Here is a 23,828-nt window from a genome sequence, read left to right as displayed (position 1 = left end):
CAGGAACCATCGTGGACAGTTGCAGCACTCCGTTGCGTGCGCCGCTTGCCGCCTGAACGCCTGTCCGCCGCAGTTCTCCTGCCGCGGCTCGCGTTCCGCGAGCCCGCACGCCGCCCGTTTCACACTGAATGACGCATTCGCGCGGTACAGTACCGCGCGCTGACGGCCATCGTGTCGCCTTCGGCATCGCGCCGCCGCGACGCGGGCCGGCACGCGCTCTTTGCACGGCAGGACAACCATGACTCTCGATTTCGCACTCCGTCTTTTCACCGCGTTCGCCTGCGGCGTCGCGATCGGCCTCGAACGCCAGATGCGCCAGCGCACGGCGGGCCTGCGCACCATCACGCTCGTCGCGAGCGGCGCGTGCCTGTTCGTCACGCTCGGCGTGCTGACCGGCAACGGCGTGGCCGGCGTCACGCAGATCGCCGCGTACGTCGTGTCGGGCGTCGGCTTCCTCGGCGGCGGCGTGATCATGCGTGACAAGGGCTCGATCCAGGGCATCAACACGGCCGCGACGCTGTGGTGCTCGGCCGCCGTCGGCGTGCTGGCCGGCTCCGGCCATTTCGTGCCGGCGCTCGCCGGCACGGGCGTCGTGCTGCTCACCAACACCGTGCTGCGCGGCGTCAGCCAGGCGATCAATGCGACCCCCGTGTCGAACGCCGATCTCGTGCGCGAATACCAGATCACCGTGATCTGCCTGACCGCCGACGAAGTGCACATCCGCACGCTGCTGTCGAATTCGATGTACGCGAAACCGTTGTCGTTCCAGAGCCTGACGAGCGAGGACGTGCCCGACCAGCCGGACCGGCTGAAGGTGACCGCGACGCTGAAGCTGCATCCGAAGGATCAGCAGAAGCTCGAGCAGATCGCGAGCCGGATGAGCATGGAGAAAAGCATTTCCAGCGTGAGCTGGACCGCGAAGGAAGCGGAGCCGATGATGGAGTGAGCGGCTGCGGCCCGTGCGACACGGCCGCCCCGCCGCCGCGGCCGTGTCAGGGCGTCTCGATGAGCCCGGCCCCAATCGCCTTGACGACCGCCTGGACCTTGTTTGTCGCGCCGAGCTTCTCGAGGATGTTGTTCACGTGGAAGTTGACCGTGCGCTCCGAGATGCTGAGGATCTGGCCGATCTCGCATGCGGTCTTGCCTTCGGCCGTCCAGCACAGCACCTCGCGCTCGCGCGCGGTCAGCGTGACGCCCGACTCGGGCGACAGCTTCGGCACCACGAAGCGGCTCATCAGCGAATGCGACAGGTTCGCGAGCCAGTTCGTCTGCAGCGTCAGCATGTTGATCTCGGCCGGCGTGAGCCGGTCGGCATGGCGCGCGATGCTCAACAGCCCGAACGCACCGCGCGCCGCCCAGCTCGACTGCGCGACACCCACCGACAGCCCGTAGTCGCGTGCGTCCTGCCACAACGGGCACGGCTCGATCCGGTCGACGTCCGGCCAGACGATCATGTTGGTGCTCTGCACGCCGTCGCGAACCGTCGAGTCGATCTCGATGTAGTTCTGCGCCTGGTAGTGCGCCATCCAGCCGTCCGGATAGGTGTTGAAGATCGCGACCGCCGGCTTCGAGACGGGCAGCGGCACGCGAATGCCGTAACAGCAATATTCGAAGCCCAGGCGTTTAGAATAAGCAGCGATCCGCTGGAAGAGCTGCTGCTCGTCTTCCGCGGCACTGAATTGTTGGTAGGCATCCTGCCAGCGCAATTCCATTCTTTCTCCGACAACGTCACGCTGTCATACCTGTCAGGTGCCAGCGCCGGTTCGGGGCTGATACATTCCGCGCATGACTTCACTTTTGTTGCACCCGGTCCGCAGTCCGTCTCCGGACGGCTACGTGCGCCTGTCCGAAAGCGCACTGGCCGCGCTCGCGCTCGACCATGTCGCGAGCGGCGTCGATGCATCGCTGCTCGCGGAACTGCGCGACAACACCATCGACGCGCGCCTGGCCGGCTATACCGAATGGCAGCGCCCGGCCAGCGCCGGCGTCGCATACCTGACGGTCGGGTGGGACTGGTATCTCGAACGCGCGACGGGCACGTTCGTGATCGCGGGCGGCGACGTCCGCAGCAACATCATGGCCGTCGACGCCACGGGCGCCGACCTCGGCATGTTCCGCACGGCCGCCGTGCTCGCCACGCGGCTCGCGTGCATCGACTGGCCCGCCGCGGTCGCGTCGTCGCTGCTCGGTCGCAACGACGCCTATCATGCCGGTCCAACGCTCCAGTGACAACCGGCCGCGCTTTCCTCTGATGTTTCCGCAAGACTGGCGCTCTTTATAAGCAAAAGCCGCCGGTATTTCAATCCCGCCGATCAAGAAACCGTTCCCACCGGTCGAATGGTGTCGGCGCGGCCTCACCCTGTAAGAGTTACCAGTTACCGCCTCCTCGGGACGCGCGATGTAATGCGGGCATACCAAAGTACCGATCCGAGGACACCATGCGGACCTTCGTTCACGAGGAAGGGCGGTTGCCACACGAACTTGCAGCGGATCTCGGGCGCTATCGGCGCCGCGTGTTCGTCGAGCAGCTCGGTTGGGCGCTCCCGTCGGCGAACGAAAGCTTCGAGCGCGACCAGTTCGATCGCGACGATACCGTCTACGTGTTCGCGAGAAACGCCGGCGGCGACGTGTGCGGATGTGCGCGCCTGTTGCCGACCACTCGCCCGTATCTGCTGAAGTCGCTGTTTGCCGACCTGATCGCCGAAGACGTCGCGCTGCCGCAATCGGCCGCCGTCTGGGAGCTGTCGCGGTTCGCGGCGAGCGACGACGAAGGCGGGCCGGGCAACGCCGAGTGGGCCGTCCGCCCGATGCTCGCCGCGGTCGTCGAATGCGCGGCGCAACTGGGCGCGCGGCAGCTGATCGGCGTGACGTTCGCGAGCATGGAGCGGCTGTTCCGCCGGATCGGCGTGCACGCGCACCGGGCAGGTCCCCCGAAACAGGTGGACGGTCGTCTGGTTGTCGCGTGCTGGATCGACATCGATCCGCAAACGTTTGCCTCACTAGGAATCGAGCCGGGACGGGCTGCCCGGCAAGCCATCGCCGCCTGAGCCGGAACGCGCGTAGTCCGGCCGGGCGGCATCGTAACGAAGGAGAACCACCTTGGACCAGTCTCAGGTCTTTCGCGCGATGATGCCCGGGTTGACGAGCGCCGGCGGCGCCCGCATCACGGTCGCCTACCCGTCGTTTCCGCGGCCGCTGCCGCTCGTGCGGCTCGATCGCCGCGGGCTCGTGTTTCGTGCGGCCGGCGCCGCGCCGCTCGTCTGCGGGCTGCCGCGCGCGGCGACGCTGCTGGTCGCCGACGAGCCGCTCTGCTCGCTGCGGCTCGTGATCCGCGACATCGCCGCTACCGGCGACGGCCGGCACGATCTGACGATGCAGCCGTCCGGCGCCGCCGGCGACGAACTGCTGTGGCACGCGCTGCGCGATCATGAACCGTACCGGCACATCCGGCACCCGCTCGCACCCGTCGATGCCGCCATCGCGCCAACCGGCGAGCCGCAGGCCACGGGCGACGCCACGCAGCGGCCGTCGCGCAGCGCGGCGTTCCGCCTGCGGTGCCACAGCGATGCACTGTTCTTCGCCGACTGGCTCGAATATCACTTCGACGAATTGCGCGTGCTGTCGCAGCGGCACGGGCCGCAACTGCAACTCAACCAGTTGCAGCGCCAGGTGTCCGACGACGAGGTGGGCGTGCGATTCGTCTACGACATCGACGGGCACACGACACGGCACGCGCTCACCGATTGCGCACGCGAGGCCTGTGCGTGGATCGAGACGGAGATGCGCGACAAGTACGCGCTGCCGGTCGCGCAGGAACGGTTCGGTGCGTTTGCCGCGCATGCGCGGGCAGGCGGCCTGTGAGCGCGGGAACGGCGGTGCCGAACTGCGACAGCCGCCGCCGCACTGGCGGACGACCGGCCTGCGGCAGGACTCGGCGGGACGATGAAACAGGCCCGACGAACGGCTGCCCCGCCCTCGCGGAGAGGATCCGGCAGCGCTGCGTTGCACAATTACAACTAGGGCTTGCCATCCCTCGGGTTTTCCCTTAAAGTTGCGTCTGTCTCCTCCATGTCTCCAAACATGGATTCAGCCCGCTCCAGTAGCGGGCTTTTTCTTGCCTGCGTGGTTTATCGGGGACATATCGCCGCCACGCGCATTTGCCTTCCACGCACACCGAGCGCCCTCTCGCTCGCCCATCCGTGCATCAGCCGTCGCACCACCCGAAGTCCTGACCGTGGGGCGTCGCATGCGCACGCGCAACCGCACCGCTTCATGCGCGTGAGGTCGTTCAATCCGTATCGGGAAACATGCAGACAGACGTCGAGGACGCCGGGCTACCGGATCGCCCTGCAGAACGCTGGATGGCGTTGACAGGCACGCATGCCCTGGCCGTCAAGCCCGGACGTCGCCGTCGAAGCCCACGGTCGCTGCGCGCGCAACAAACACGACATGCCGCCGCAACGCATGCCCTTCCGGCAACGCCGGATGATCGAAGTCGCGTGCCGATTGCCGCAGCATCCCGAGGCGCTGTGCCACACACCGCGAACGCAGGTTGGTAGCGGCCGTCCACGCGAAGATCTCATCGAGTCCGATCCGTCCGAACCCGTCGGCCAATACCGCAGCAGCCGCCTCGGCGACATGGCCATGCCCCCACGATGAGCGGGCCTGGCGCCACAGGATCTCGACGCACGGCGCCATCGGATGTTCGCGGCGCACTTCGCGCGACAGGCCGCAGAGCCCGATCAGCGCGCCATCGGCGCGGCGTTCGATCGCCCACACACCGAAACCATGTGCGTCGAAAGGCGTGTCGAAGCGTGCGATGACGCCACCTGCTTCATCGGCGGACATCGGTCCACGCGCGAGCCACGCGGTCACGTCGGGATCCGCATGCATCGCCGCCAGCGCGCCGGCGTCGTCCGGTCGCCAGCGACGCAACGTCAAACGCTCGGTGTCGATCTTCAACGGCAGGTTCATGCGTGATCGCAACGTCCAGAAGGTGCCGGGGCGCGACGGACCACATGCACGCAACACCGTCGCGTCACAAGCCCGAATGCGGAAGCGGAGGAATCGCGATCGACGCGCCGAACGGCAGGCAATGCTGACGGCCGAGCGTACAGGCCGCGAGAAATGAATGCCGCGGGATGCACCTTCCCGCACGGGGTTCGCCGGATGAGCGAGCGCGCGACGCCCGAACGGACGTCCGCGCGCCGACCGGGGTTACTCGTTTTCTTCGAAGTAATGCCCGAACTTCGCCTGCTTGGTGCGGATATAACGCTCGTTTTCCTCGCGCACCGGCACCGCGAGCGCCACGCGTTCGCAGACGGGAATGCCGTGCTTCACGAGCGTGTCGAACTTCTTCGGGTTGTTGCTCATCAGGCGCACCGACGTCACGCCGAGGATCCGCAGAATCGCGGCGGCCGAATCGTATTCGCGGGCATCGTCGGGCAGGCCGAGGTCGAGATTCGCCTCGACGGTGTCGCGCCCTTGCTCCTGCAGCGCGTATGCGCGGATCTTGTTGCTCAGGCCGATGCCGCGCCCTTCGTGGCCGCGCAGATACAGCAGCACGCCGCGGTCTTCCGCCGCGATGTAGCGCAACGCGAGATCGAGCTGCTCGCCGCAATCGCAGCGGTAGGAGCCGAAGACGTCGCCGGTCAGGCACTCGGAATGCAGCCGCGTCAGCACGGACTGCTCGCCGGCAACGTCACCCATCACGAGCGCGAGATGTTCGGCATCGCTGCCCGATACGCGGAAAGCGTACGACGTGAACGTACCGTAGCGCGTGGGTAGCGACGCGGTGGCGACGAGCGTCACGCACTCGTCGGCCTGGCCATTGCCCGGTGTGGGCGATTCGGGACGCGAAGACATCATGAATTCAATCGAAACGATCAGGAATGTAGGAGTTGTGTGGATAGTGCGTGACCGGAGTTTACCGCTAATCTGGAAACGTCACGCGACTGCCGCAGCCGGCCCGGCTATACTGGGCCCGTCGGATGCCGCGCATCTCGCCCTGCCTTCCCTGCATCGTCCTGCACACGGAGCAAGCAAATGAGCACGACCGTCGCGCAAATTCTCAAAGCCAAGCCGGATTCGGGCCGCACCATCTACACCGTCGCGAAAGCCGATTTCGTCTACGACGCCATCAAGCTGATGGCGGAAAAGGGGATCGGCGCATTGCTGGTCATGGACGGCGAAGACATCGCAGGCATCGTCACCGAGCGCGACTACGCGCGCAAGGTCGTGCTGCAGGATCGTTCGTCGAAAGCCACCCGCGTCGAGGAAATCATGACGGCCAAGGTGCGCTACGTCGAACCGTCGCAATCCACCGACGAGTGCATGGCGCTGATGACCGAGCACCGGATGCGCCACCTGCCCGTCCTCCACGACGGCAAGCTGATCGGCCTGATCTCGATCGGCGACCTCGTGAAAAGCGTGATTGCCGACCAGCAATTCACAATCAGCCAGCTCGAACACTATATCCACGGCACCCCGGCGGTCACGTCCGTCTGACCCGCACCAGCAAAAAAGGCCCAAACGCGCGAGCGTCTGGGCGGGAAAGCCGCCGGAATGCGGCGACGGAGGTTCTGCTCTTGCTGACGGAGGCGCGCAATTGGTGCGCGCTCCGTCGCTCACATGCTGTGCTCGGGCAGACCCGGGGGTGTTCAGTTGCCGAAGTAGACCGAGTTCACGGGATTCGGGGCTTCACGCGTCACGCGGCGGCCCGACTGGCCGGCAGCGCTCGCCACCGCACCGTAGCCGCTCGTATCGGCTTGTGCGAGCATCGGCTGGTTCGGCTGGATCCGTTGTTCCGCGGCCTGGATGTTCTGCGGGTATTGCGAATCGCTCGCCAGCGGCTTGTAGCCGTTCTGTTCGAGTTGCACGAGGTCGGCCCGGACCTGCTCACGGGTCAAGCCCTGCTCGGACTGCGCGAACGATGCGATCGGGGCGGCAAGGACGGATGCAGCGATCGCTGCGTAGATGATCGACTTCATGATGAACCTCCGAAATATGTTCTCTTTTGACCTCGCTTCCGGCTGGACTGTCTGAAGCGATGGAGGAAGTGTAGTGCTCGCAATACCAAGGGGAAACCCTTGGTTTGAACATACAGCGTTGCAATTTTGGAAAATATCAGCGGCTCCCGCTCGGCGAGATCGCTATCACTTGAACCATTTCCACAACAATGCCTGACGAAAGGCCGACATCCGGATCACCGATCCGGAAGGTTGTGTTGTAGAATCGTAAGGTTTTATTCGCCCGCCGATATTCCATCCACCATGCACGCGCTCACGCCCCTTTCGGTTTCGCTGTCCGGCCCGGCCGGCGTGCGTGTGCGCGCCGGTCATCCGGCGCACCCCTGCGTTCGACGCACGGCCCAGGCGCCGCTCGCCCCTGCCCGGCGCCTGATCTGACAGCTCGGTCTCCTCCCGGAGCCAGGTCAGACAGGCTCCGGGCGATCCTCATAGGCACGCCACGCCTGCCCCATGCCGATCATTTGGAGAACTTCCATGAAGCAACGCCTTTACCAGTTGACCGAACTCGACGTCGCTCGCCTCGAGAAGCACGCCGAGCACAACCCGCGCTTCCAGGCGATGCTCGACACGCTGCTCGAGCGCGCCGACATCGTGCAGCCCAACGCCATCAAGGCGAACGTCGTCACGATGAACTCACAGATCACGCTGCTCGACGAGGCATCCCAGGAGCAGGCTACCTGGACGATTGTTTATCCGGATGCCGCCAATCTCGAACTCGGGCGCCTGAACGTGTTCTCGCCGGTCGGTATGGCGCTGCTGGGCACGCAACGCGGCCAGTTGGTGAAAGTGATGCAGCCGAGCGGCGCGGAGAAGCTGATGAAGGTCTCGGCGATCGTGTTCCAGCCGGAGGCCAACGGCGAATACACGCGCTGACGCCACCGCCGGCCTGCGGCGCACCTCACGGCACAAAAACGTAAAGCGAGGTCCAGGGCCTCGCTTTTTTGCGTCCTGACGCGATGCATCGTCGCTGCTGGATGCGTTGCTGCCACCGATGGACGAAAAAAAGGCGCCCGAAGGCGCCTTTTTTGATGCTGCGAAGCTGGTTACCCAGCCGTCACGCTTAGAAGCGGTGACGCAGACCAACCGTTGCTGCGGTTTGGTTGATCGACGAGCTCGGAGCCGTGTTGATGTCGCCGTTGTAGATCGAAGCGCCGCCGGCGTTCTTCGATGCACGTTGGTACACAGCTTGTGCGTACACGTCCGTGCGCTTCGACAGCGAGTAGTCAGCTTGCAGGCCGAACTGGTTCCAGTGCGCGCTGCTGCCTTCGAACTTCGCGTTCGTGTACGTGTAAGCAGCACCCAGGCCGAGAGCCGGCGTCAGGTTGTACTTTGCGTTGACTTCGTAGTTGTCAGCGCGCAGCGAGCCCGTGCCGTTTGCTTGGTTGTCCAGACGCGATTGCGTCCATGCTGCACCGACTTGCGCCGGGCCGAATGCGTATGCAGCAGCTGCGCCGAACGTACGGTTGCGGCCTTGTGCGGCGAACGCGTTGACTGCGCCTGCCGTGTTCAGCGGATCACCGATGTTCGATTGCGAGTAAGCTGCACCCAGCTTCAGGCCTTGGAACTGGTACGACACGCCGCCGCTGTATGCGCGGTTGTTGCCGAAGTTCGTGTTGTTCGAGAACGAGTACGTGCCGCCGAATTGCAGGCCAGCGTAGTTCGCGCTCGTGTACTTGACGGTGTTGTTCAGCGCGACGTCGCCGTTCGTGCTCAGACGGTCATTGTTCAGCGGGTGCGCGAAGTACGTGCCGCCCCACGAACCCGTTGCCGTCAGCGGCGCCAGGTAGTCTTGCGTTGCGTCGTATTGCTTACCCAGCGTAACCGTGCCGTACTGGCTCGACAGGCCGACGAATGCTTGACGGTTGAACATGCCGCCGTTGCCGTTCGCGAACTTGCCGTTGCCGATGTTGAAGCCGCTCTCCAACGTGAAGATCGCCTTCAGGCCGCCACCGAGGTCTTCCGAACCGCGCAGGCCGAAGCGGCTCTGGTCAATGCCCGAACCCATCGACCACAGCGACTTGCCTTGGCCGGCTGCGTTCTGGACGTTGCTTTGGTAGGTGATGCCTGCGTCCAGCACGCCGTACAGCGTGACGCTGCTTTGCGCGTGAGCGACGGTAGCGAACGATGCTGCAGCTGCTGCAACGATCAGAGTCTTGTTCATTCGTGGAGCTCCCTTCTAAAAAGAGGCAGGTCTCGCGACCTTGTTCATAAACGGTCTGCAACCGCCCGGAAACGCCATCGGTCCTGCTGGCTGCGCCCGGATAGTTGCCCGTTTGGGAACCGTGAGTTTAGGGGTGTACCCTAGGGGCGCGATCTGCAAATAAAGAAATAAGCTTTTCCAAAACTAGAAATAATGAAAGTAGGGACTAGTCATAAGTATTTGTTTTAACGTCTTTTTTTGACTTCTTGACGCCTGCTTTTTGGAGGCCTTCATCCCATCATTCTTTCATGTCATCGTCTTGACGGTTGCATAGAAACAACAAACGGAAACCGTGCAAACCCGAAAAAACGGTAATTTTTACTCAATTTAGTCCCAAATACTAGGTTTGTCCACCTAAAACCCGGTGACCCAACAGTAAACACAGGGCGAGCGGCTGCGGCGGCCGTCATGCGTCCTCCGGGCCCCGCGAAACGGGTGGCCTGCACTACGCGGCCGACGGCGCCCCGCGCCGCCGTGACATGCGGTAACAGCCTTAACGGCCCGCGTAACCCGGCCGCGGGACCGGCAGGCTAATGTAAGGCAGACTCGATTACACCAGAGGACCCGCCATGAATCGACGCTCGTTGTTGCGCGCCATCGGATTGACCGCCGCCCTCGCCGGCACCGGCGGCTGGCTGCGTACCGCCTCGGCCCAGCCCGTGCCGCCCGGGTACCGGCCGGGGCCAAACCCCGGGCCCGGCAGGCCGCCCTATGGCGATCGCCCCGGCTTTGCACCGCCGGCACCGCGGCACGACCGCCGGCCGCCGCCGCCGAGGCCGCACGGCTATATCTGGACCGACGGCTACTGGCGCTGGGAGCGCGGCCACTATATATGGGTGTCCGGCCGCTGGGTCGCGCGCCGCCCGGGGCGTCGATGGGCCCCCGGCTACTGGCGCCGCCAAGGCCCGGCGTGGGTCTACGTCGACGGCGGCTGGCGATAGGCAGCCGCCCGCGCCGCCCCTCGGACGGCGCGCAGCCGGACGGCGGGCGCGCCCGCACCGTTCGGCCGCAGGGCGACGGGCCCGGCCAGTGGGCCGGCCCATACCGGTATCGGCCGGCATCGCCCGATCCGGCCCCCGCCAACGGTCCGCCACGCACGCGCAGCGGGATGCGCCACTGCATTTCATATCAGGGACGCCCGCGTCTCACCGATCGGGCGTATCGGACTCAGGCGAATGCCCGATGCCCGCCCTCACCTTACCGAATCGCCTCGTGCCGCAACTCGCCGCTTCTGCGCCCCTGACGATCGGCACGTCGCAGCGTCCGGCTCGCACGCCGGCGCACCGCGCGGATGTCAATCGCAGATGCGTCGATCACGACAGGCCGCACGCTTCAGCAGGCGCCAATCGCTTCACGAGCACGCTGCAGCCTGCGTGACAACGCTCACGCAAGCCATCCACGCCGCCCAAAACATTCGGATGACGAAATTATCCGGCACCGCAGCCGATCCATGCAGACGTGCCGTGCCCACGCGGCCGCATGAGCGCGGCCCGCTCAACGCCCGCTGCCGTCCAGCTCGCGCGCCCGGCGACGCGCCGCACAAATCGCACGATGATGTTCGTCGGCCCAGCGGATCATCGCCTGCATCGGCGTCAGGAACGAACGCCCGAGATCGGTCAGCGCATCTTCGGTGCGCGGCGGCACTTCGGCGAACAGCGTGCGGCTGACGAAGCCGTCCTGCTCGAGGCGCTTCAGCGTGCGCGACAGCATCTGGTTCGACACGTCGCCGATCTCGCGGCCGAGTTCGTTGAAGCGCATCGTGCCGCCGGACAGCGCTTCGAGCACGAGCAGACTCCACTGGTCGCCGATGCGGTCGAGTACATCGCGGATCGGGCATGGCTGATCGAGTTCGACGGATGCGTCGGCGGACGGAAACGGCATGACAGGACTCTCCTTCACGGGCAACACACGGTCATCGCGGTGTGACCTGTTCACTCCGCGATGACTTCTTGTGACGGGTTCGCGGCAACTGTACCATTCGATCGTCCTGACAGCCGCACCGATTTTCCAGTTCTCCGAAGCATGCGGATGCGCTCCGGCCACGCGTGTCGCCGGGCTCCCCGTCGCCCGCCGATGGCTGCGATCGGCATCATCCCCACTCGCGCACCGCGCGCCCGTCAACGAATCGCCAGACAAGGAACACGCCACATGCCATCGCTCCGCTCCCCCGTTCGCGCCGTTGCCGCGTTCGTCCTGCTTGCCGCTTCGGCGGCCGCGCTGGCCGCCGCCCCGGCCACGCGCGACCTGGCCGCCGAGGAAGCCAACCGCCAGCTCGTGCTGACGTTCTACGACCGCTTCTTCAACAAGCACGAAGCGGTCGAGGCCGCAGCCGTCGTCGCGGACAACTACAAGCAGCACAACCCGCATGTGTCCGACGGCAAGCAGCCGTTCGTGTCGTACTTCGTCGGCGCGTTCAAGCAGAATCCCGCATCGCGCGCGCGCATCGTCCGCAGCGCGACCGACGGCGATCTCGTGTATCTGCACGTGCATGCGACAGAGCGCCCGGGCGATCGCGGCGAAGCGGTGGTCGACATCTTTCGCGTGAAGGGCGGCAGAATCGTCGAGCACTGGGACGTGATCCAGCCGGTGCCCGAAAACGCCGCGAACCCGAACACGATGTTCTGATCCGGCGCGGCCGGCACCGCGCGAAACGGCACGGCCGCCCGGCACCGGCGAAGTCCCCTACAATCGGGCTTCGCCGCCACGCCGCCCCGGCCCGCATGACCGCACCGGGGCCGTCGCCCGCCCGCACGCCGCCGCGCGCGCGGCACGACCGGCGCAGGCGGCCGTTCGCGAAGATGGTGTCCAAGATGAGCCCCGCCCACATTTCCCTGAACAGCGCCGGCGACCTGGTCGCCAGCCTCGGCAGTCCGCAGTTCCCCGCCCGGCTCTGGGCGTGGCTGCGCGAAACGGTCGACCCGCAGTCCCACTACAGCGTCGCGACCCGCTACCGACGCGGTGCGGGGTCGCAAGCGGTCGACAGCGTCGACGTGCTGTTCTTCGCGGGCGGCGACGATCCCGGCGGCACGCGCCATGCGCTCGATCTGTATACACAGGGCGACTGGCGCAACGACACGCTGCTTCCGCATATCGAACGCGTCACCGATTCGCAGCTCGTGTTCTCGTGCAACGAGGACATCGACACGGCGACCGAATACGGCCGCCAGTTCGCGCTCGGCGAGCTCGGCGAGGACTGCACGCTGCTCGGCAGCGAACGCGACTACGTCTATGCGTTCTCGCTGTTCCGCCGGCGCGGCCAGCCGTCGTACACGCTGGCCGAGCTGAGCCTGCTGCGGCAACTCGGCGATTTCGTGCTGCCGCTGCTGATCCAGCATGCGCGGCTCGCGCGCCTCGCGCCGCGCCCGGACGACGGCGCGCTGCTGCAGCGCTTCGAGCAAAGGCTGGCGGCCAGCGGCGCGGCGCTGTCGCAGCGCGAGCGGCTCGTGTGCCGTGCCGTGCTGCAAGGCCGCCCCGTCCCGCAGATCGCCGCTACACTCGAGCTCAAGCCGAGCAGCGTGCGCACCTATCTCGGCCGCGCGCTCGCGAAGCTCGGCGTCGCGAACCGGGCCGGGCTGTTCGCGTGGTGCGTGACCGAAGATGACACGCCCGCCGACGGCGCCCGCTAGCTCGCCGCGCCCGCCCCCAGCCTTCCCGCGCCTTTGTCGCGGCTTGTCCTTAAAACGATGACAGACAGCCGGCCGGCCCGCTCCTAGTATCTGACTCACCCGACGCCAGCGGCGCGCCGGATGCAACGGAGACACGGAATGCCGAATCCCGGATGGACGCCGGCCAGCACGGCCGCGCACGCGTCCCCCCTCGACCTGCCGACGCGCATCGATCGGCGCAACCGGCATCTCGTGCCGCGCCGCACGCGGGCCTGACGCCCGTCATCCCATTCCAACCCGACCGGGTCCACGCGACCAGGCGCGCCCGACGGCCCGCCCGATGGATGCGTGCGTCCGTCGATTCCCCGAACCGGAGGAGACCCATGCAATACGCCGACACCATCTACCTGAACGGCCTGCTCTACACCGGCGACGCGCAGCGCCGCTTCGCGCAGGCGCTCGCCACGAAGGACGGCAAGATCGTCGCCGTCGGTCGCGACGACGACATCCGCCCGCTCGCCGGCCCGGCGACGCGCAATGTCGATCTCGGCGGCCGGCTGATGCTGCCGGGCCTCATCGACGGCCACGTGCATCCGCTCGAAGGCCATCAGATCCTCGGCGACTTCGACCTGTCCGGGATCAACGATCCGGACGCGATCCTGCAGCGCATCCGCGCGTGTGCCGATGCGACGCCGAACGAGCCGTGGGTCTATCTCGGCGGCGCCAACCTCGCCGCGTTCGGCGCGTACCCGACCCGTGCATTGCTCGACCGGATCGTGCCCGACCGGCCGCTGCTCGTGGTCGGCTTCGACGTGCACAGCGGCTGCCTCAATACGAAAGGGCTGGAGGCAGCCGGCATCACGTCCGACACGCCCGATCCGACCGGCGGCGTATACGAGCGCGATGCGTCGGGTATGCCGAACGGAGTCGTGCACGAAGCGGCGTTCTACCGCGTCTGCCCGATCATTCCGCAACTGAGCCCGGCCGGCTATCCGAAGTCGCTCGCGAAGGCACACGCGATGGCACACGGCTACGGGATCACCGGCTGGTTCGACGCGCGCGTCGACGAGCCCGAGCTCAAGGCTTACGCCGACGCGCAACGCGCAGGCCGCTTGAAGACGTACGTGAGCGCGGGCCTCTACGCGAACCCGCGCCGCGATCTGCGCGAGCAGATCGAGCGCTTCGCCGCGTGGCGTCGCGAATACGAATGCGACAACCTGCGCCTGCATACGGTCAAGATCTTTGTCGACGGCGTGCCCGAATCGAAAACCGCCGCGCTGCTCGAACCGTACGCCGGCACCGACGACTGTGGTCTCGCGCTGTGGAGCCAGGATGCGCTGAACGAAATCTGCCTGCTCGCCGATACGGCCGGCTTCGACCTGCATTTCCACACGCTCGCCGACCGAGCGGTGCGCATGACGCTGGACGCGCTCGAACACGTACAACGCCGCAACGGGATGCGCGACCGGCGCGCGCAGCTCGCGCACCTGCAGCTGGTCGATCCGGCCGACATGGGCCGCTTCAACCGGCTCGGCGCGATCGCGAGCGTGCAGACCCTGTGGACGGCCGCGCGCGAGGAACAACAACAGCTCTACCGCGACCTGCTCGGCGCCGAGCGCACCGCGCGCAACTATCCGTTCCGCAGCCTGCGCAACGCGGGCGCGCTGCTCGCCGCCGGTTCCGACTGGTCGGTCAGCACCATGGACCCGATGCAGATCATCCAGACCGGTGTCACGCATCGGTTGATCGAGCAGCCGGACAGCCCGCCGTGGAATCCGCACGAACGCCTCGACCTGCTCACGATGCTCGAGGCGTATACGGTGAACACTGCGTATGCGCTGCGCTTCGACGACTGCACGGGCTCGCTGGAAGCGGGCAAGGATGCGAGCCTCGCGATCCTCGACCGCAATCCGTTCGAGCACCCGGTCGGCACCTTCGCGCAAACGCGGGTGATCGAGACGTGCTTCCGCGGCGAGGTCGTGTACGCCGCGCCGGGCTGGGCGGATTGAGCGCCGCTTGAGTGCGGCTCGCGTGCCGCTTGCGTGTCGGCCGGGCGTTCGTCAGGCGACGCGGAGCGCGAGCACCTGCTCGGTCGACAGCACGTCGCCGAACGTGTCCGACAGTGCGGCCAGCGTGGCGCGATGGAGGTCGCGGTGCGGCACCGTGCCGCCGTCCGCGACGTCGAGGTCGCGCGTCGCACACGCGTCGTCGACGATGATCACCGCATAGCCGAGCGGCACCGCATCGCGCGCCGCGCCGGCGACGCACGCATGCGTCATCAGCCCGGTGACGATCAGCGTGTCGATGCCGGCCGCCTTCAGGCGCGCGTCGATGTCGGTCGTCGGAAACACGCTCACCGACGTCTTCTTCACGACCGCGTGATGCGGCGCCGGCTGCAGGTCCGCATGAAAGCCGAAACCGTCGCTGCCGTCGGCGAAGATCGGGCCGTCGGCCGCGCCGACGTGCTGGATGTGGAAGACCGGAATACCCGCGCGCTCGGCGAACGCGATCACGCGCTGCGCATTGCCGAGCGCGCGCGGCCCTTCCGGAATCGGAAGGCGGCCGCTGAAATATTCGTTCTGGAAATCGATCACGAGCAGCGCGGTGCGGGCAGCGTCGATCGACGCCGGCGCGCTCGCGCCGGCCAGCGTGCGGATGGTCGGATGTTGCATGGGTCGCTCTCTACTCCAGGTTGGCACATCGAACGGAACGGCGATCCGGCCAGGCCGTGGTCGCCATGCGAGGCCCCGGTCGGGTTTGCGCCGGTGGCAAGCCTGCCGTGACCGCGAGACGCCAGTGTCGGGCCGCTCGGCCATCCGCGACAGCGGCCGTCAGGACAACGTCCGACAGGATCGGGCCAACCTGCGCACGGCCGCCTACGACAGCGCCGCCGTGCGCCCGCCCGCCTGCTTGCGTCCGTAGAACACCATCATCACGAAGCTGAGCAGGAACCCCGCGCCGCCGATCAGCAGCAGCCCGATCTCGCCGACCACCGGCAGCAGGTTCGTGAGCGCGCCCGTCACGACCCACGCAACGGCCATCACCGAGCCCGCGACGCCGAGCGCCCAGCCCTGCCGGTCCGCACTGACGGCATCGGAAAACGCGGTGTACATGGTCGTGTAGGCAACCATGTCGAAGCAGCCGACCACCATCGCGAGCGTCCACAGCACCGGCTCGTGGGGGAACCACGCGGACAGGATCTGGCCGAGGCCCGCGACGAGCAGGCCCGTCTTCGCGATGTCGATCACGCGCCAGACGCGCAGCATCAGCCGCACGACGAACAGCAGGCCGAACACGAAGCAGATGCCGATCACGCCGCTGAACAGCCCGAGCCGCGCGCTCGTATAGCCGAACCTGGCCTGCAGCAACAGCATGATGGTCTGCAGGTAAAGCCCGTAGCCGACCTGCATCAGGAAGAACACCACCGACAGGAACGCGACGTTGCGCTGGCTCGCGGCTTCGCGAATGATCCGCAGCGGCAGCAGCGGATCGATACGCGTGTCGCCGCGCGGCGCGGCCGTGTCGCGATACGACGCCCAGGTCCAGAACGCGCAGGCCAGCGACAGCGCGGCGACGAGCACGAACGGCGTACCGTAGTCGAACAGCGGCGAAATCGTCCGGTCGGACGTGACGCCGCCGAGCACGGGGCCGACGATCACGCCGGCGCTGAATGCGAGCGACATGATGCTCATGTTGTACGCCTTGTTCCCGGGCGTGCTCACGTCGGTGATCGCCGCCTGCGCGATGCCCTGGCAGCCGGCCGCGAGGCCGGTGAGCCCGCGGCCGGCCAGCAGCAGCGCGACGCTCGCGTGCCACGCGCCGGCGGCCATCAGCGCATAGCCGGCCGCGAGACCGAGCACGCACAGCAGCAGGATCCTGCGGCGGCCGTAGCGATCCGACAGCTCGCCCATCAGCGACGAGCCGAAGAACATGCATAACGGATAGATCCCGTAGCCGAGACCGAGGTAGAAATTGCGCGCGTGCTCGCCGGCGTCGGCCGGCAGGATGCCCGCGTGCGGATCGCTGAAGATCGCGGACATCATCGGGTAGACGAGCCCGAACCCCATCGCGTCGATCGCGATGGCGAGCAGGCAGGGGCCGAGCAACGTGTAGTCGAGCCGGGACATGGCGACCTTCCGGACGGAGTGGATGATCGCCCAAGCGTAACGAGCGGGCGGCGGCCCTGGTAGGCCGCCGCCCGCGATGCTAACCATCGGCTGTGCCGATACCCTGCCTGCCGTCCGAGCCGATGGTTGACCGCCCCGGACGGCGCCCCGCTATTCGGCGCTCAGCGGCTCGCCGCGAAACTGCCGGCGCGCGAGCACGCACGGCGCGCCGTCGTGCATGAACACGGTCGCAACGAGCCCGAACGACGCCGCGAACAGCACATACCACGCGGGCGCGACGGGCGACCCGCTCGCGCGCGTCAGCCACGTGACGATGAACGGCGCGAAGCCGCCGAACACCATCACCGCGACGTTGTATGCGAGCGCGACGCCGGTCGAGCGCGAACGCGTCGCGAACTGCTCGGCGAGCGTGGTCGGCGCGGGGCCGTAGATGATGCCGATGATCGTGCAGATCACGAGCTGCATCACGAGCAGGCGCCCGACGCTCGGCGCGGCGGCCAGCCACGAGAACAGCGGATAGGTGACCGTCAGCATCGCCAGCATGCCGGCGAGCAGCACCGGGCGCCGGCCGATGCGGTCGGACACGATCGCGGACACCGGGATCGTCACGGTCAGCAGCGCGACCGCGACCATCTGCGCCTTGAACACCTGGTCGAGCGGCAGCCCGAAGGTCTTGTGCGCGAACGTCGGCATGTTGACGAGCATCACGTAGAACACGGCCGTGCCGGTGATCGTCTGCCCCATCGACACCAGCACGCCGCGCAGGTTGTCGCGCAGCACGCGCGACACGCTCGCGGGCGGCTCGACGACCGACTTGCTCGCGTCGAGGAACGCCTCGGTCTCTTCCATATGGCGGCGGATCCACAGGCCGACGGGCCCGATCAGCAGCCCGAGCGCGAACGGCACGCGCCAGCCCCAGCTATGCAGCGCGTCGATCGACAGCGACTGCGTGGCCCACGCCCCCATCGCCGCGCCCGAGAACACCGCGAGGCACTGGCCGATCAGTTGCCATGAGCCATACAGGCCGCGCCGGTTGGCGGGTGCGCTCTCGACCAGGAACGCGGTGGCACTCGCGTATTCGCCGCCGGTCGCGAAACCCTGCAGCAGCCGCGCGACGACGATCAGGACCGGCGCCGCAGGGCCGATCGTTGCGTACGACGGCGCGAACGTGATCAATGCGATCGACAGCGTCATCAGGAAGATGATGAGCTGCATCGCGGCCTTGCGGCCCTTGCGGTCCGCATAGAGCCCGAGCAGGATGCCGCCCACCGGACGCATGAAAAAGCCGACGCCGAACGTCGCGAGCGACATCAGCAGCGACGCGTACTGGCTTTCGGCGGGGAAGAACAGCCGCGCGATGATGCCGGAGAAGAAACCGTAGACGATGAAGTCGTACCACTCGAGGGTATTGCCGACGACCGCGGCAATCACTTGCCGATGCCGCGTGTTCCGACGTGAGTCGCGCATGCTTGTCTCCTGCAGTCTCGTGGGGCGGTGCCGGCCGCCGCCCGTGCGGGCGATCGTGAACCGCTGCGCGCAACGGGACGGGATAGAACGTCCCGCACCCACGGGCAACCGGCATGAACCGATCATAGGGACGCCGAAAACCCGCATCAATTAACGGGAGCGGCGGATACTTAGCCGCAGATTAAACGTCGTCCGGATATGACGTCGTCCTCCGGAAATTGCGGATATTCGCGCATTGTTGCTGCCGGCGTTCTGCGGCAGAATCGTCGATCGCCCTTCCCGCCGCCCGACCATGCGCAATCGCATCAACGAAGAGATCACCTTCCGCAAGCTCGAGGTGCTGCTCGCCTTCATGGAAGCCGGCAGCCTCGCGAAGGCCGCCGAAGCGCTCAACGTCAGCACGGTCAGCGTGCATCGCGCGCTGCACACGCTGGAAGAAGGGATGCATTGCGCACTGTTCCGCCACGAAGGACGCAACCTGATTCCGACCGAAGCCGCGCAGGTGCTCGCCGAAGTCGCGGGCGAGGTGCTGAAGACGATGGCGGACGGCATCCGCTCGACGCGGGAAGCGGCCGGCTACGGCGCCGGGCAGTTGAAGATCGGCTCGCTCTATTCGCTGACGATCCGCACCGTGCCCGAGGTCGTGATCGCGCTGAAGGAGCGCCGCCCCGAGCTGCAGGCCGAGCTCGTGCTCGGCTCGAACGCCGACCTGCTCGACAAGCTCCGGCACGGCGCGATCGATGCGACGCTGATGGCCCTGCCCGAGCCGGACGCCGAAATCGAATCGATCGCGCTGTTCGAGGATGAAATGTTCTTCGCCGCGCCGATCGATTCGCCGTACGCGCAACGCGACGCGATCGATCTCGCCGCCTGCCGTGACGCACCGTTCGTGTCGCTCGGCGAAGGCTTCGCGACGCACGACGGCTTCACGGAAGCGTTCCGGGCCGCGGGCGTCACGCCGAACGTCGTGATGCGCGTGGGCGACATCTTCTCGCTGATCAATCTCGTGTCCGGCGGCGTCGGCCATTCGCTGCTGCCGGGCCGCGTGCGCGACCTCTTCTCGCACAAGATCGCACTGGTGCCGCTCGCCGGGCCGACGATCCGCCAGACGATCGGCCTGAGCTTCCTGCACCGGCGCGAACGCGATCCGAACCTGCTCGCGCTGGCGACCGTGTGCCGGCTGACGGTCAAGGGGCCGAACGCGCGGTAGCGCGCGGATCGTCCCGCCTTCCCTCCTCCGTCGTACACGCGCGTCTTCGCGACGCGATTCAACCGGCACATTCTCGTTCGCTCTCATCCGTTTGGACGGCACGCAGCGCCGGCTTTGTTGCCATCATGGCCGTCATTCGTTGCGCGCCGCATCCCACGCCGAATCACACGGCGCGTGCCCGCACACCCCCGCCACGGAAACACCATGAACGACCCCGTCCTCGGCCCGATCGACCAGCTCGGCTATGTGGTCGCCGATCTCGACCGCAGCATCGCGCGCTGGCGCGCCCGCCACGATGCAGGCCCCTGGACGGTGTTCCGCAACGTGCGTCTCGACGGCCGCTACCTCGGCGAACCGGTGACGGTCACGATGGACGTCGGGCTCGCGTATCGCGGCGACCTGCAGATCGAACTGATCCACGTAACGAACGACATGCCCTCGCCGTACCGCGATGCGCACGGGAAACCGCTCGTGGGCCTGCATCACGTCGCCTGGGTGGTCGACGACCTCGATGCCGCCGTGGCGCGGCTCACGGCGCGCGGCCTGCGCGTCGTGTTCGAAGCGCGTAACCCTGCCACGCGCGTCGCCTACCTCGACGATGCCGACGATCCCGGCGTGCGCGTCGAGGTGATCGAAGGCGCGGGCATGCGCGACATGATCGCGCACGGCATCGCCGAAGCGCGCACGTGGGACGGCACCGATCCGGTCCGCATCATCGACGCGTCGGCCGCCGCCGCATGAGCGGGCCCGCCTGCGCCCCCCATCACTCACAGGAGCAGACATGATGAAACGACTCGAAGGCAAGGTTGCGCTGATCACGGGCGGCGCCCGCGGCCAGGGCGAAGCGGAGGCGCGCCGGTTCGTCGCCGAAGGCGCACGCGTGGTGATCGCCGACGTGCTGGACGACGCGGGCAAGCGCGTCGCGGCCGAACTCGGCGACGCCGCGCGCTACCAGCACCTCGACGTGACGAACGAAGACGACTGGCACACTGCCGTCCACGCGACGCTCACGCATTTCGGCCGGCTGGACATCCTGGTGAATAACGCGGCGATCCTGAAGCTGGTGCCGATCGAATCGTGCTCGCTCGACGACTATCGCAAGGTGATCGACGTGAACCAGGTCGGTTGCTGGCTCGGCATGAAAGCGGCGCTGGCCGCGCTGAAGGATGCGGGCGGCGGCTCGATCGTCAACGTGTCGTCGACGGCCGGGATGGAAGGCGTGGCCGGCGGCAGCGCCTATGTATCGAGCAAGTTCGCGGTGCGCGGGATGACGAAGGCCGCTGCGCTCGAGTTCGGCCGCTACGGGATCCGCGTGAACTCGGTCCACCCGGGCGGCATCGACACCGTGATGGCGCGACCGCCCGAGTATGCGAACTTCGACCCGTCGTCGATCTATAGCGGGCTGCCGATCGCGCGCATCGGCAAACCCGACGAAGTAGCCAGCCTCGTGCTGTTCCTCGCCTCCGACGAATCCGCGTATTGCACGGGCTCGGAATTCATCGTCGACGGCGGGATGCTCGCAGGCAGCACGTTCCACTGATCCGCATCGCAGTCGACACGCGCCCGCCTGTCCGGCGGGCGTTTTCGTTTGCAGGCGGCCTCGGTGGGCGGTCGGGGCGGGCCTGTCATGCACACCGACAATCACGCATCCGGAAATAACCATGCCGCCCGCGGCTCTCCCGCGCGGCGGCACTGTGACGTCCGAAGCGACGCACCACGCGATGCGGCGCTCAGTACCCCTTCGACTGGATCGCCGGGGCGCCGACACCGCGCGCCGCCTGCTTGCCGCCACGCACGAGGAAGCGTCCGCGCGAACCGTACACGCCTTCCGCTTCCGGATAGACGGTCAGCAGCACGAAATACAGCAGCCCGCCGACCACCAGCGACACCGGCACGCTGAGATCGAGCCCGCCCGCGAGATTGCCGAGCGGCCCGACGAACTGCCCCGGCAGGTTCACGAACGACAGCCCGATGAACGCCGCCGGAAGCCATGCACCCATCGCGCGCAGGTTCCAGCCGTGCGTGAACCAGTAGTGGCCGCCGCGCAGCCCGCGGTTGAACACCTGCAGGTCGTCGCCGAGATAGAAGCCGCGACGCGTCACGTAGCCGATCACCATGATCGCCATCCACGGGCAGCTGAACGTGTCGATCAGCGTCGAGAACGTCGCGACGCTTTCGACGAGGTTGAACCAGAACCGGCCGACGAAGATGAACGCGATCGCGATCGTGCCGATCAGCAGCGTCGCGCGCACGCGGTTCAGGAAGCGCGGGAACATGCTCGACACGTCGAGGCCCGTACCGTACAGCGCGGTCGTGCCGGTCGACATCCCGCCGATGATCGCGATCAGGCACATCGGCAGCAGGAACCAGCGCGGCGACACGGCGAGCAGCCCGCCGACATAATCGTTCGACGCGATGAACGCGGGCGCCTTCGACGCGATGATCGTCGCGGTCGCGAGGCCGAAGAAGAACGGTACGAAAGTCGCGACCTGCGCGGCGAACACGGCGCCCATCACGCGCCGCTTCGGCGTCTGCTGCGGAATGTAGCGCGCCCAGTCACCGAGCGTCGACGCGAACGACACCGGGTTGCTCAACGCGACCAGCACCGCGCCGACGAACGCGGCCCAGAAGCCGGCGCTGCCCTGGCTCAGCGTGCCCGCGTAGTTCATGTCGAACATCCCCGCGAACGCGAACAGGCCGGCGACGAACAGCAGGCTCGCGGCCCACACGGCGATCTTGTTGACCCACAGCATGAAGCGGAAGCCGTAGATGCAGACGATCAGCACGAGCACCGCGAACACCATGTATGCAGCGCCGAGCGTGAAGCCGTTGACCGGCACGCCGACCATGTTGTGCGCGCCGCCGACGAGCGCATCGCCCGAGCTCCACACCGCGAGCGAGAAGAACGCGATCGACGTGAGCAGCGCGAGGAACGACCCGACGATCCGGCCATGAATGCCGAAATGCGCGCCGGACGAGACCGGGTCGCTCGTGCCGTTGCGCGGGCCGAACAGGCTCATCGGCGCGAGGATGCAGGTGCCGGCGAGCACGCCGAGCACGATCGCGCATACGCCCGCCTTGAACGACAGCCCGACCAGCACGGGAAAACTGCCGAGCACCGACGTGGAAAACGTATTGCAGCCGCCGAACAGCAACCGGAACAGATCAATCGGACGCGCATAGCGCGATGCGTCGGGAATGCGCTCGAAACCGAACGATTCGACTTGCGTAATTCTGCCTTCACCGATTTGTCTCCAGCTCCTCTGGTGCATCGGTACGGCCCGCGACTGCGGCCATACGACACATCGTCATCAATTCGCGGCCACTCTAAACCGGATCAGGCAGCGCAAATATCACGCATTCGAGACGTTTACGACGAAGGAGAACAATGTTTCGCGACAGGGAATCGGCCGGTTGCCGCGCCGCGCATGCGGCGCGGGCGATGCGACGTCAGTGCGCGGGCGCGGCCGCCGGCGCGCGGCAGGCGATCAGGCCCCGCTGAACGGCAGGCCGGGCCTCGATATCGGCGAGCCAGCGCTCGACGTGCGGGTAGCCGGCGAGGTCGAGACCGAGCTCGGCCGCCGTACGCAGCCACGGGAACGCGGCGATGTCCGCGATCGAATACCGCGACGACGCGCGATACATCGATTCCGACAAGCGTCCGTTCACGACGCCATAGAGGCGCCGCATGTACAGCTGATGGGCAGCGGCGTGATCCTGCGCGAAGTGCTCACCGCGGGCGACCTGCTCGCGCGGGACTTCGGCGTGACGAGCGGCGTATGGAGCGCGACGAGCCTGACCGGGCTGCGCCGCGACGGACTCGCCGCGGAGCGCTGGAACCTGCTGCATCCGGACGCCCCGGCACGTGTGCCGTACGTGCGGCAATGCCTCGACGGCCGCACAGGGCCCGTGGTCGTCGCAACCGACTACATGAAGATCGTCGGCGACCCGATCGGTACGTTCGTCGACGACCGGCGCATCGTGTCGCTCGACACCGACGGCTTCGGCCGTTCGGATACGCGCGAGGCGCTGCGCACGTTCTTCGAGGTCGACCGGCACTTCATCGTGATCGCGGCGTTAAAGGCGCTCGCCGACGACGGCACGATTCCGCGCGCATGCGTCGGCGAGGCCATCCGGCGTTACGGGATCGACATCGATAAAGTCGACCCGGCGACGGTGTAGGCACGCAGG

Annotated in this window: 23 protein-coding genes and 2 pseudogenes; 14 read left to right on the top strand and 11 right to left on the bottom strand. The window is 67.0% G+C overall.

Annotated features, from left to right (window positions below; genetic code table 11):
* Positions 1–238: 238 nt before the first annotated feature.
* Positions 239–946, top strand: a complete 708-nt coding sequence (locus GEM_RS18600; RefSeq protein ID WP_014898913.1) for an MgtC/SapB family protein — start codon at positions 239–241, stop codon at positions 944–946.
* A gap of 46 nt (positions 947–992) precedes the next feature.
* On the opposite strand, the gene GEM_RS18595 is transcribed toward GEM_RS18600, so the two are convergent.
* The gene (locus GEM_RS18595; RefSeq protein WP_014898912.1) at positions 993–1,712 is read right to left on the bottom strand and encodes an autoinducer binding domain-containing protein; all 720 of its coding nucleotides are present in this window, start codon (positions 1,710–1,712) and stop codon (positions 993–995) included.
* Positions 1,713–1,785: 73 nt separating this feature from the next.
* On the opposite strand from GEM_RS18595, the gene GEM_RS18590 reads away from it, so the two are divergent.
* The 3 genes from GEM_RS18590 (at position 1,786) to GEM_RS18580 (ending at position 3,861) form a co-directional block, all read left to right on the top strand.
* A complete protein-coding gene (locus GEM_RS18590) occupies positions 1,786–2,229 on the top strand; it encodes a DUF4902 domain-containing protein (protein ID WP_014898911.1) in 444 nt (147 codons plus the stop codon).
* 209 nt (positions 2,230–2,438) lie between these two features.
* A complete protein-coding gene (locus GEM_RS18585; protein WP_014898910.1) occupies positions 2,439–3,047 on the top strand; it encodes an acyl-homoserine-lactone synthase in 609 nt (202 codons plus the stop codon).
* Positions 3,048–3,099: 52 nt separating this feature from the next.
* Positions 3,100–3,861: a hypothetical protein gene (locus GEM_RS18580; RefSeq protein WP_014898909.1), complete on the top strand. Its 762-nt coding sequence runs from the start codon at positions 3,100–3,102 to the stop codon at positions 3,859–3,861.
* Positions 3,862–4,392: 531 nt separating this feature from the next.
* On the opposite strand, the gene GEM_RS18575 is transcribed toward GEM_RS18580, so the two are convergent.
* Complete coding sequence (locus GEM_RS18575) at positions 4,393–4,974, bottom strand: GNAT family N-acetyltransferase (protein ID WP_014898908.1); 582 nt, start codon at positions 4,972–4,974, stop codon at positions 4,393–4,395.
* 243 nt (positions 4,975–5,217) lie between these two features.
* Positions 5,218–5,868, bottom strand: a complete 651-nt coding sequence (gene ribA / locus GEM_RS18570; RefSeq protein WP_014898907.1) for a GTP cyclohydrolase II — start codon at positions 5,866–5,868, stop codon at positions 5,218–5,220.
* 177 nt (positions 5,869–6,045) lie between these two features.
* Here ribA and GEM_RS18565 point away from each other — a divergent pair, with 177 nt between their 5' ends.
* Positions 6,046–6,507 carry a CBS domain-containing protein gene (locus GEM_RS18565; RefSeq protein WP_014898906.1) on the top strand — a complete coding sequence of 154 codons (462 nt, stop codon included), beginning with the start codon at positions 6,046–6,048 and terminating at the stop codon, positions 6,505–6,507.
* Positions 6,508–6,659: 152 nt separating this feature from the next.
* Here GEM_RS18565 and GEM_RS18560 read toward each other — a convergent pair whose 3' ends face one another.
* Entirely contained in the window at positions 6,660–6,989 is a 330-nt protein-coding gene (locus GEM_RS18560) for a DUF4148 domain-containing protein (protein WP_014898905.1), read from the bottom strand.
* A 513-nt stretch (positions 6,990–7,502) separates the two neighbouring features.
* Between GEM_RS18560 and GEM_RS18555 the strand changes: the two genes are divergently transcribed.
* Positions 7,503–7,901, top strand: a complete 399-nt coding sequence (locus GEM_RS18555; protein ID WP_014898904.1) for a GreA/GreB family elongation factor — start codon at positions 7,503–7,505, stop codon at positions 7,899–7,901.
* A gap of 187 nt (positions 7,902–8,088) precedes the next feature.
* Here the strand turns inward: GEM_RS18555 and GEM_RS18550 are convergent, their stop codons facing one another.
* Positions 8,089–9,189: a porin gene (locus GEM_RS18550; RefSeq protein WP_014898903.1), complete on the bottom strand. Its 1,101-nt coding sequence runs from the start codon at positions 9,187–9,189 to the stop codon at positions 8,089–8,091.
* Between the two features lie 608 nt (positions 9,190–9,797).
* Here GEM_RS18550 and GEM_RS30235 point away from each other — a divergent pair.
* A complete protein-coding gene (locus GEM_RS30235) occupies positions 9,798–10,169 on the top strand; it encodes a YXWGXW repeat-containing protein (RefSeq protein WP_014898902.1) in 372 nt (123 codons plus the stop codon).
* 553 nt (positions 10,170–10,722) lie between these two features.
* Here the strand turns inward: GEM_RS30235 and GEM_RS18545 are convergent.
* The gene (locus GEM_RS18545) at positions 10,723–11,109 is read right to left on the bottom strand and encodes a winged helix-turn-helix transcriptional regulator (protein ID WP_014898901.1); all 387 of its coding nucleotides are present in this window, start codon (positions 11,107–11,109) and stop codon (positions 10,723–10,725) included.
* A gap of 267 nt (positions 11,110–11,376) precedes the next feature.
* On the opposite strand from GEM_RS18545, the gene GEM_RS18540 reads away from it, so the two are divergent.
* The 3 genes from GEM_RS18540 to GEM_RS18530 all read left to right on the top strand — a co-directional run bounded on the left by GEM_RS18540 (position 11,377) and on the right by GEM_RS18530 (position 14,842).
* Positions 11,377–11,853, top strand: a complete 477-nt coding sequence (locus tag GEM_RS18540) for a nuclear transport factor 2 family protein (protein ID WP_014898900.1) — start codon at positions 11,377–11,379, stop codon at positions 11,851–11,853.
* Between the two features lie 185 nt (positions 11,854–12,038).
* Positions 12,039–12,854 (top strand): helix-turn-helix transcriptional regulator, encoded by an 816-nt coding sequence (locus tag GEM_RS18535; protein ID WP_272148435.1) that lies wholly within the window; start codon positions 12,039–12,041, stop codon positions 12,852–12,854.
* Between the two features lie 362 nt (positions 12,855–13,216).
* A complete protein-coding gene (locus GEM_RS18530; RefSeq protein WP_014898898.1) occupies positions 13,217–14,842 on the top strand; it encodes an amidohydrolase in 1,626 nt (541 codons plus the stop codon).
* A gap of 51 nt (positions 14,843–14,893) precedes the next feature.
* Here GEM_RS18530 and GEM_RS18525 read toward each other — a convergent pair whose 3' ends face one another.
* The 3 genes from GEM_RS18525 to GEM_RS18515 all read right to left on the bottom strand — a co-directional run bounded on the left by GEM_RS18525 (position 14,894) and on the right by GEM_RS18515 (position 18,427).
* The gene (locus GEM_RS18525; protein WP_014898897.1) at positions 14,894–15,505 is read right to left on the bottom strand and encodes a cysteine hydrolase family protein; all 612 of its coding nucleotides are present in this window, start codon (positions 15,503–15,505) and stop codon (positions 14,894–14,896) included.
* A 204-nt stretch (positions 15,506–15,709) separates the two neighbouring features.
* On the bottom strand, positions 15,710–16,960 hold the full coding sequence (locus GEM_RS18520) for an MFS transporter (protein WP_014898896.1): 1,251 nt from the start codon (positions 16,958–16,960) through the stop codon (positions 15,710–15,712).
* A 150-nt stretch (positions 16,961–17,110) separates the two neighbouring features.
* The gene (locus tag GEM_RS18515; protein ID WP_014898895.1) at positions 17,111–18,427 is read right to left on the bottom strand and encodes an MFS transporter; all 1,317 of its coding nucleotides are present in this window, start codon (positions 18,425–18,427) and stop codon (positions 17,111–17,113) included.
* Between the two features lie 292 nt (positions 18,428–18,719).
* Here GEM_RS18515 and GEM_RS18510 point away from each other — a divergent pair, with 292 nt between their 5' ends.
* From GEM_RS18510 to GEM_RS18500, 3 genes are all read left to right on the top strand, one after another.
* Positions 18,720–19,637 carry a LysR family transcriptional regulator gene (locus GEM_RS18510; protein WP_014898894.1) on the top strand — a complete coding sequence of 306 codons (918 nt, stop codon included), beginning with the start codon at positions 18,720–18,722 and terminating at the stop codon, positions 19,635–19,637.
* A gap of 204 nt (positions 19,638–19,841) precedes the next feature.
* Positions 19,842–20,378: a VOC family protein gene (locus GEM_RS18505; protein ID WP_014898893.1), complete on the top strand. Its 537-nt coding sequence runs from the start codon at positions 19,842–19,844 to the stop codon at positions 20,376–20,378.
* Between the two features lie 43 nt (positions 20,379–20,421).
* Entirely contained in the window at positions 20,422–21,177 is a 756-nt protein-coding gene (locus GEM_RS18500; protein ID WP_041490916.1) for a glucose 1-dehydrogenase, read from the top strand.
* Positions 21,178–21,367: 190 nt separating this feature from the next.
* Here GEM_RS18500 and GEM_RS18495 read toward each other — a convergent pair whose 3' ends face one another.
* Together GEM_RS18495 and GEM_RS18490 are read right to left on the bottom strand one after the other, a co-directional pair.
* Positions 21,368–22,909: a purine-cytosine permease family protein gene (locus GEM_RS18495; protein ID WP_014898891.1), complete on the bottom strand. Its 1,542-nt coding sequence runs from the start codon at positions 22,907–22,909 to the stop codon at positions 21,368–21,370.
* 178 nt (positions 22,910–23,087) lie between these two features.
* Positions 23,088–23,321, bottom strand: a pseudogene (locus tag GEM_RS18490) (glutathione binding-like protein); the annotation flags it as partial.
* Between GEM_RS18490 and GEM_RS18485 the strand changes: the two are divergent.
* Positions 23,310–23,819: pseudogene (locus GEM_RS18485) on the top strand (transketolase-like TK C-terminal-containing protein); the annotation flags it as partial. The pseudogenes GEM_RS18490 and GEM_RS18485 overlap by 12 nt on opposite strands.
* Positions 23,820–23,828 lie beyond the last annotated feature (9 nt).

Source organism: Burkholderia cepacia GG4 (assembly GCF_000292915.1).
Taxonomy (GTDB): domain Bacteria; phylum Pseudomonadota; class Gammaproteobacteria; order Burkholderiales; family Burkholderiaceae; genus Burkholderia; species Burkholderia cepacia_D.
The sequence above is the reverse complement of the archived record's forward strand: the minus strand, read 5'-3'. Positions and strand labels throughout refer to the sequence as shown.